This window comes from Propionibacterium sp. (assembly GCF_047719395.1).
In the GTDB taxonomy this organism is placed as follows: domain Bacteria; phylum Actinomycetota; class Actinomycetes; order Propionibacteriales; family Propionibacteriaceae; genus Propionibacterium.
The window spans coordinates 1-9,434 of sequence record NZ_JBDNTB010000077.1 but is presented as its reverse complement, the minus strand read 5'-3'; the positions used below and the strand labels follow the sequence as shown (position 1 = coordinate 9,434).

Genomic DNA, 9,434 nt, shown 5'->3' with positions numbered 1-9,434 from the left:
CGCGGGGTGGGGGGTGCGGCTGTCCGGGCACGGCGGGCCTCCCGGCGGGGCGTCGCCCACTCTCCTGTGTGGCCCGGCGCGGAATGTCGCGCCGGTGGTCTGGTGGGTCTGCCACCATTTCGCCGTGTTCTCCGTCGCGATCCCCAAATCCTCCGACAGCACCTGAGCGGCACACGCGGACGGCGCCAGCCCGACGACGGAGCCCGCTCCGTGTTCGTCCTCCCAGGCTCGGCGCAGGGCATTCATCGCGGTGGTCTTTCCAGCGCCTGCGGGGCCGACCAGCACGTCCATGACGCGGCCAGAAACCGCGATCCGCACGAGGGCCTCCGCCTGGTCCGCACCCAGAACCCGTCCGTCAGAGTCCGGACGCCGTGCGATGCGTTCCATCGTCCCCAGGCTGACCGTCGGCCCGTTCGTGTCGAGGCTACGCGTAAGGAGCCGGTCCTCAGCATCAAGAAGCTGGTGGGAGGAATAGATGGTGGAGTTCTTCGGACGGAAGACCGAGGTGGCATCTGGGCGACGAAACGTGGCGGGGGTGGAGGCCAGCTCAAACGGGGTCAATCGCAGCGACACCGCCTCCGCAGCATCCACGATCAGGCCGACGACGGCTTCGCGGTCTTGGATGGTGGAGAACCGGTAGTCCATGGTCTGGCGGGCTGCTTCGGCCGTGAGATTCCAACGCCGCCACGTTGAGCGCTTCTCACCGACCGCAGCGACGACGCTCTCACCGAGGTTGCGGACAATGTCGAGCGGGATGTCGTCGGCCCGTAGCAACAGCGGCGCCTCGTTGGCTGCAACCCGGCGTGCCCACCCGGTTGCATCCTCACCCAGCACAGTGGCGGCCCGGTTGCGCCAGCTTGCGGTGAGATCGGCCAGGGAGTGCACCGTCTTCTCGGGACGTGTTGAGAGCGTTGCTTGGGCGCGCAGCTTCATGATCGTCGCCGCCGACGGGCGCCGCCCGCGCTCGGCCACGTACTTGTCGATCAGCCGATCGGTTGCCTCGTCAATGTGGCGTGCACGGGTTGAGAACTCCGCCACCAGCTCTTCGGGAACGTCGGCAATCGCCCACGCAGGGTTGCGGTCCCGGCCGCGAGCCCGCGACTCCCACTCCACGCCGAGCATCCGCGTCAGATGATCGGCAAAGACTGCCTCGTGCAGCTCCGAGAGAGCCACAGTGGCCGCGTGCAACGGCCGTCCGTCCAAGGATCTCCACTTCCCGTCCAGGACAGTCTGAACCTTGTTACTGATCACCACGTGCGTATGCAGGTGCGGGTCACCAGCACGAGAATCGTAGTGGTCGTAGGCCGTGGCGATGACACCGCGAACATCGACCTGGGCAACAGCACCGTCGCCAGCGTTTGCGCCTGTGCGAGTGGCTGCAACCTCACGCTCCATGAAGGCGATCATGTCCGCAACCGCGTCATGGTGCGCTTGGGCGATCAGGGATTGCGTGCCAGCATCCGCGACAGCCCACAGCACACTGGCGGACTTGGGGATCGAGAACGTGAAGTCGAACCCTGCAACCGCCCGCCGCGTCCCGCGCCCGGCCTCCTCGGCCTCGATTGCAGTGATTGCACGGGCACGTGCTGCCGGATCAAGGTGCGAGTCAAGGGTTGCGGTGCGCTCTTCGACGCGTTGCGCAATGGTCTTGTAGACCGGATAGGCGCGGCCCAGCGGCGCACCCGTCACTGGGTCACGGCCCATCCCCACCAGGAGCTGGAGCTGAGCTTCACTGACCTCGTCTCCGAACGCGATCTGACCGGTCCCGAGCGCTGGGAGACCGCTGCCCATCCACCGGCCAGGAGGAGTGCCCTCCACGTTGTAGTAACGGGTCAACGGCGTCGACAGCGACCGGTCCCCATCCCCGGCCGCGACGGTGCGCAGGAGGTACTTGTAGCCGTTCCCGGCCGACATCACCCGCATCGACACCGTCACGCCCACTCACCTTCCCTCCATCAGGAAGAAGGTGAGCTACCGGGGCCACCGAACCTCGATCTGCAAGAGGCGTGGCGGCCCTACATCGTCGATCAGAACGGCGGATCAGACGGCCAGTCGGCATCGACCAAGTCCTTATCGTCAGGCGGCTCATCGTTACCTGAGTTAGTCGTGAGAGGCGATCGCCAATTGGTTGTCACTGACATAGTGCGACTATTGGGAGCTGCTTCAGGCGGGAGGCCCCCGATACGCACGACGACTGGGACTTGAGCCGAGACTCCCGCCAAGACGCAGGTCCCAGTGGGCAAGATTGGAAGCGACTCGAACGAGACCCGATCGAGATATGCAACCGCCTTCTCGATGGCTCGCACATCTAAGTTGTTAACCAGACGGTGGAGAAAATAGTTGTGCAACTGCGACACTATCGTCTCAGAGATGTCGTGCGGGCGCTGGCTCGCAAGTGTCAGAAAGACCCCGAATTTTCGGCCTTCCTTGATGATCTCCTCGAAGGTCTCTAGGCGGTAGTCGCGCCACGCGTCACTCTCCCTCGCCGACTCTGTGGAGAGGATGTTGTGCGCTTCGTCGATGATCAGGTTCAAGTATCGCTGTCCCTGCGGGTCCGTCAGCTTCTTAGCGTCATAGAGGTGCTTGCAAACGATCATTGGTATGACCTTTCGCATGGCAAGATTGACGTTGCGAAGCGAAACGACAGTGAGAGGCACCTGTGTAAACGCGTCATCGGAAACCTTGATGAGCCGCTTGATGCTCGGCACGCGTTCATCCATGCGCTTCATCATCGGTCCCAGATGCTCGCGGTTGGCGAACCCGCTGATCACGTCACGGTAGTACTGAAGCACCAACTTGAAGCGCACGAGATCGATATCTCCTACCCCCGAGAAGTCTTGCTGGACAGCGCTCACCTTGCCTTTTATGAAGTCGAACCAATCTGCGTCGGTCGCCCACTTGCGTTGGTTGCTCGTTGCCGCATACCAATAAAAGTTGTGAGTTTGGCTAAAGTAGCCGAGACTTGTCCGCATCTCATCAATTAGCGCAATAAGCTCAGGCGACACCTGGTCGCCGAGACACGACACAACCTCTTCGAGGAAGTTGACTGGTAGCTGACGATCCAAGGCGCCATCGTTGCTCTTCGTTGCGCGCCCAACTAGGTCGCCAATGACAGCGAGCAGTGCCTGAGGGTCAGGAAGTAGCTGCTCCCAGTAATCGCTCTTGAGTACGCGAGAGATGAACGGGGCCTGCGTCTTCTCGGTCGCATCAAGCAGCACTGTCCAGAATACCGGGTCGTGAACGGCGGACTCTGGAAGGGGTAACAGGTCCCCACGGTCATCGTGAGTCGAAAGGTTGTAGATCTGCTTGACATCGTCCCCGGCGATCACGGCAGTCGAATAGTCATCACCCACTGCCGTCCGGTCGACGTACTCGCCGTTGAAGTCGATCAGGACGAACTGCGACCGCTGCCGGAATGTCTCGGTCGTGCCGTACTTCTTGAATAGCTCAAAATATAGTTTAGCTAGAGTGTACGATTTACCACTACCAGTGTTGCCGAATATTCCTACGTGACTCGCAAATATTGCGTCGATGCCAACAGACACCGGTTGGCTTGGCTCCATCGCCAATGTGCCGATTTCGAGCGGCTCATCACTTGCTGAGACGAAAGTGTGGATGAGTCGAAACTCATCTTCGGTGAGGATGAAGCATTCGTTATCAAGGAGCGGCATCTCGCGTACACCGCGCTCAAAGTGTCCGTTTTCGAAGTAGCCAATGAGGCTCACGTCAAGTTGCCTGGACAGGGGGTCAACACCTCGGCTGTACCGTGAGCTGGCCCCGCGATCCTCCTCCACTACCTCGCCATCGACTTTGGCAATCAGTTCGACGAAGCCTTTGACAATCTTCACGTAACTTGCGACTGCTACGTTTCGTACTAGTCCGCCGCGATACAGAAGATGGGAACTGTTTTTGAGCTTGTCAACTATGATTCGCACACGTCGGCCGTCGACAGATACGACCCTGCCTACTCGGAATACCGCTTCTTGATCTAGGGTGACTTCTTCATTCATTGGACGACTCCGCAGTTGTCGTCCGGATATCAAGCTCGATCCGCTGATCCGGTACGGGAACCTTGTCGCGAACGATCGGCGCGAAGTAGTCGGATTCTAGAACAGCCAGGTTGATCTTACGTTCTTCCAGTCCACCTTCTGGCTCTTCCGGGATTACAAACTGGATATTGCCGTTCTTGACTTCAGCATCGGGGAGGAGTGCCATGTATTCCTTGAGACCCTCGCGCGCGTACGAGAACACGACCACTTGCAGAGTTGGGTTCGTTCGTGCTGCTCGAAGCACGAGGTCGCGCAGATGCTCATCCCGGAACGAGAATCCGTGGACGAACAGGACGCTATTCTCCTTCTCTAGTTCGTTAGAGAACCGCCGTATTAACTCGTAGTACGTCTCGTTGAGCACGGTCGTAGCAAACTTGCGCTTGTCCGGGTTAACGATACCGAGCTTTTCGTAGGCATCTGAAAATGCGCGGACTGTCACGTCTACCCCTACTTGCGTGTTCGGACGTTTTGCGTCTTTCAGTCTTCGATTTGCGTCGGCCAAGAGATCTGCGGTTGATCGGATTGTCGGTCCCTGGCCTTCAGGCTGGGGGTCGACGAGAACGGGTAGCAGGTGTTGTCTTGCAGCGTCGTGCAGCTCTGCGGTCCTGCGGACGAGTGTCAAGCCGTGGTCGAAGTAGATACCTGCCTTACGGTTCTCTCGTTCCTGTTGAAGCCATGACGCCGAACCGTGGATCTTAATGAGGTTGAAAACCGGTACCTCAAAGCGATGCTCGTACCGGCTACCCATCCTGTAGCGGAGAGTGTTGAAGTCGCCGAGATCAAATTTTGGCCTGATCTTGCCACTGAACCCGTCGGAGCAATCGATGCCGAGTTCTTCCATGGCCACTTCGAACAACATGTCGACGTTGGTGGTGAAGATGTTGGCTTGCTTCGACAGAAGTGTGCTGTGCCTTCGGAGTAGGATGCGGTTCAGGGTGCGCATAAAAGTCGCGTACGTACGAAGGACCGGCTCAGCGGAAGCTTCACGCTCGATTACCGCGATGTTCGGGACCAGAACGTTCTCGAAGAAGTAGGCCTGGATCGATGCCCGGACTAGCAACTTCACGCTGTCGGGCCCTTCTGTGTCAGCGAGGTCTGTGAGCGCTTGCTCGATGTTGCCCAGCGGCGCGAAGTAGGGCACGGATGTGCCCGCCCCAATCAGGAAGTTGAGATGTGCGGACTCAACGATGGCGCGAAGGCGTTCGGAGCTGAGTCGGTTCACTTGCGATTCGGGTACAGGCTGCTGTGCCACCCCGTTGATTCGAATGTCGGCCATCATGCCCCCACGAGCTGCATCAGCTCGGTGTAGTCGGTGACGACGTCGTAGGTGACGTCGCCGTCGTTTTTCTTGTTGAGGGAGGCGAAGAACTTGCGGGCGCACTCGATCTTTGCGTCCTCGACGCCCTTCAGCTGGAGGGTTGAGAGTGAGCCCTTGGTCTCCGCGACGAAGTAGACGTGCTTGACGCTGCCTTCTTTGAACGCGATCGCCCAGTCCGGGTTGTAGTCCCCGACCGGAGTTGGGATGAAGAACCCGCGCGGGAGCTTCGCGTAGACGGCGACCTCGGTGCTGGTGTCCAGCTCGTTGACGAAAGCACGCTCGATCTTCGAGTCGGTCACGACGTAGTCGTAGATGTGCTTCGTGAGCTTGTCACCAGCGTGGGTGAGGTCTTGCTTAGTCTGGTTCTCCGTGAAGATGGCCGAGTCGAACGTCTCGTCCAGAGCGTCGTACGCGAGGTGTTCCACGATGACGGTGGCCTTCTGCTCGCTGATTAGCCGCGCAGCTTCGGTGATGAACTGTTCCGGGTTCAGCCTGAACTTCCCGAACGTATCCGGTCGGACGCCCTTGAGGATCGCAGCGACCGTCCGGCGGGTCAGCTTCGTCTTCTCGGCGATCTCACCCAGAAGGTCGTACTTCACCTGAGAGCCAGCCGTCACCGTCTCGGTCACGGTCTCCGTGGTAGACACCGCGAATCCCGATCCCTTCGACAGGTCGTCGGCCTCCAGCTCGTCACGCTGCTTGCCTGATTGGATGACGTACTGCATGGACGCGACGTTGAGGTGCTTGTCCATGTGGTCGACGGCCTTGCGGATCAGTTCGTCTGAGTCGAACTCGACCTGGTAGACCGCTTTGTGGTTGATCCGACCCCACAGGCTCTGGAACTCCTTGCGCGCGAAGTTCGCCTCGTTGAGGGGAACCTTCTTTGGCTTACGGTCATCGGTGGGCTTCGGCACGTCAATGTACAACGAGTCGACCAGCGGCCAGATGAAGTCCACCACCGGCAACAAGACCTCAGACGTTGGAACAGCAAGCGTCCCTTCAGCCTTGGCCTCCTTGTAGGTGGGTGTGATGTGGCCGTCGTCGTCGATGTAGTCGTTGCGCGCCAGGTAGTTGTAGAGAGACCTAGCCAGTTGCTCCTCGACGACCGCCTCGCCCGCGGTGGTCTGGATCGTCTTGCCCTTGAAGAAGTTGACGCTCGCCTTGCGCGGGCGTGCAGCGAGGGACTCCGAGATCTCCTTCTGGAGGCCGTCAACGAAGTCCGTGTAGGACTCGTCGGTGACGACAGTCAGCTCGTTGATGTCGTGGACCCGAGCACCAACGGTTGCCTCATCCATGCGCTCGCCACGCTGGTCAACAGCCAAGCGAAGACCACGGCCGACCTCCTGACGTCGGGAGACCGTGTTGTCACTCTTCTTTAACATCCCCATAACGAACACGTTCGGGTTGTCCCACCCCTCGCGCAGCGCTGAGTGGGAGAAGATAAACCGCACGGGCTCGTCAAACGAGAGCAGTCGCTCCTTGTCCTTGAGGATCAAGTCGTAGGCGTCGATGTCTGTCGACTGACCCTTGTCATCCCCCCGGCCGGAGACCTTGCCGTCGACCTGGTGCTTGGATTTTTTGTCTATTGAGAAGTAGCCCTGATGGATCCCTCGGATCTCGTCGCGGCGCAGGTACGCCTGGTAGGCGGTGGTCGCCTCGTCGAGGGCTATCTCAGCAAGGACCTCGTCGCGGATCAGCGCGTACTCCTCCTCGAACATGCGCGCGTACTCGCCGAGCGTGTCCTCGCGGGAGTAGTCACGGTACTTCGCCACCTCGTCGATGAAGAACAATGACAGCACCTTGATGCCCTGGCTGAACAGCTCGCGCTCCTTGTCCAGATGAGCGCGAATGACCTCCCGGATCTGGATGCGACGCTTGGTGTCCTCAGTGACGTCGCGATCGGCGAGCTGACCGGCGAACATCACGTCCCCATTGCTCAGCTCGATCACGTCACGGTTCGCATCGATGTCGACAACGACGAGGGACTTGCCGTCGGGACGATAGGCCTCCAGCCCGTTGGAGAGATCGTGGAGGTTTGTGCCTTTCCCCACCCGCTTGACCTGGCGCTTGATGCCCGTCTTGGTCTGGACCTCGATCTCGACCCGAGCGCGCGGTAACGCGCCCTTCGCGATCTCAACCGCCTCCAGGTACAGGTACGCCGTAGACCCGGCCAAGCCCTTCACAGTGATGCCGCGTACGGCAATCTGCTTGACCAGCTTCTGGTTGTACGCGTCCAGTGCGTCGAGGCGATGCACCTTCGTATGTTCCACCTTGTGGGTAGCGGAGTACCGCAGCATCATCAGCCCGTTGAAGTTCGACAACGCCTTGAGAGACTTCTCCGCGCCGATCTTCTGTGGCTCATCGATGATCACGATCGGCCGGTTCGCCGCGATCACATCGATCGGCTTTCGTGACTGGAAGTCGTCCAGCACGTCGTAGATACGCCTATTGTCTTTGCCCGTCGCATTGAATGCCTGGATGTTGATGATCATCACTTGAACGCCAGCGTCCGAGCTGAACCGCTCCAACTCGTGAAGTTGCGATGAGTTATATACGAAGGATCGCGGCTTGGTGCCATACATCTGCTGGAAGTGGTCCGCAGTAACGTCGAAGGACTTCTTCACACCCTCGCGGATCGCGATCGACGGCACGACGACGATGTACTTCGACCAGCCGTATCGCTTGTGAAGCTCCATGATTGTCTTGATGTAGACGTAGGTCTTGCCCGTACCGGTCTCCATCTCAACGTCGAGGTTCGGAGCATGTGGCGCAGCCTTACTGTCCTTCAGCGAGGTTGAAAGTGGCAGGTTCCTCGTCTGCTGCACCTTGTGCACATTCCCCAAAACCTGAGCATCAGTTAACGCGATCTCAGCGTTGCGCAGGCCCGAATCCGAGTACAGCGGGGCCATGCCCGCTTGAGGTCTTCCGGGATCGACGCGATAGGAGATGCCGTCATGCTTCGGTTGGCCTTCAAACACCTCAACAACCGAATCAACGGCGTCCGTCTGGTACTGCTGAACCTTGAACTGAAGTTTCATCCCGATCAGATAGCCTTCACTTCGGTGGAGGGAGATATCTCGCGGAAGATCTGCTCGGCATTAATCCGTGCAGCATCGGTCGCAAACCCCGAGTCCAAGAACACTGCCCTAAGGGGATGCCGCTCAGCGATAAGCTTCACCACTGTCTCAGTCACTGAGTCGGAGAAACAAGCGACCAGACCATCGTCCGCAATCGACAGCACACGTCGACCATCAATTTCTTCCACCACTATCGTCTCCGTGAGATCAAGCCCCCAGTCGATGAGAACCTGAAAGAGTAGGTCTTCATCACTCCGTTCAAGTTTCACACTGGCGACCGCATCGGAAAGTGTGGCCTGCTCTGTGCCATCTGCTGGCGCCAAGGTGTCAGTCATGTTCGTTGTATCTACATGCAATGATCTAAACCCGAAGTCACCTTCAGCATCACACTGCGCCGTGGCGGTGCGAGCCTGATCTGCGGCTCGCCGAAGGCGCTCTCGCGCAATGGCGGCAATTGACTCATAGTGAGGGTGGTCGACTTCTTCAGCGAGCTGGACCAAAATAAACTGTCGTGTTCCTCCATCCATTGCGTTCAGATCCATCACCGCATGCCCTGTGGACCCAGAGCCCGCAAAGAAATCGAGAATGACTGCATCCTTCGATCCACCTGTGACTAGGCGAATCCAACGAGCGAGAACACGCCGATCCTTAGGGTTGTCAAAGACCATTTCTCCCATGAGGTTCCGCATGTCCGTGCTTGAAGCCTTTCGGTCTTGTTCGAAGACCGAAAGTGCTACTTGATCACTTGTCTCGTCGAGAAAAATGATCCCGCGCGGTATTGTAGTTTCATCGGGACCGAACCAGATCCTACCGGCCTCGATACGACGAGACATTTCATCCTCTTTGAAGCGCCAGCCAGTCTTCGGGAAGGCGACCGGGCGATGAGTTGTGGGATGCAGTATTTCATACTTTTGTCCTCCCTTACCTGGCCATGTAATGTGGCTCTTCGCGATCCGGGGTGTAGCGGGGGGTTGAGTCTGGCTGGCGTGT

Annotated in this window: 5 protein-coding genes; all 5 read right to left on the bottom strand. The window is 59.0% G+C overall.

Features of this window, described 5'->3' with window-relative positions:
* A partial coding sequence (gene mobF, locus ABF648_RS11275; protein WP_415632356.1) for a MobF family relaxase occupies positions 1 to 1,935 on the bottom strand: 1,935 nt, incomplete at its 3' end.
* Between the two features lie 92 nt (positions 1,936 to 2,027).
* Entirely contained in the window at positions 2,028 to 4,010 is a 1,983-nt protein-coding gene (locus tag ABF648_RS11270) for an ATP-binding protein (protein ID WP_415632355.1), read from the bottom strand.
* The gene (locus ABF648_RS11265; RefSeq protein ID WP_415632354.1) at positions 4,003 to 5,301 is read right to left on the bottom strand and encodes a hypothetical protein; all 1,299 of its coding nucleotides are present in this window, start codon (positions 5,299 to 5,301) and stop codon (positions 4,003 to 4,005) included. Before ABF648_RS11265 ends, ABF648_RS11270 begins: the two co-directional genes overlap by 8 nt.
* A gap of 23 nt (positions 5,302 to 5,324) precedes the next feature.
* Positions 5,325 to 8,405: a type III restriction-modification system endonuclease gene (locus tag ABF648_RS11260; RefSeq protein WP_415632353.1), complete on the bottom strand. Its 3,081-nt coding sequence runs from the start codon at positions 8,403 to 8,405 to the stop codon at positions 5,325 to 5,327.
* Between the two features lie 5 nt (positions 8,406 to 8,410).
* Positions 8,411 to 9,434: DNA methyltransferase (locus ABF648_RS11255; protein WP_415632352.1), on the bottom strand; the 1,024-nt coding region annotated here is incomplete at its 5' end.

Excerpts from the sequence above, each read along its gene's own strand:
- ABF648_RS11270 (WP_415632355.1), bottom strand. The coding sequence starts at position 4,010 with ATGAATGAAGAAGTCACCCTAGATCAAGAAGCGGTATTCCGAGTAGGC.
- ABF648_RS11260 (WP_415632353.1), bottom strand. The coding sequence starts at position 8,405 with ATGAAACTTCAGTTCAAGGTTCAGCAGTACCAGACGGACGCCGTTGAT.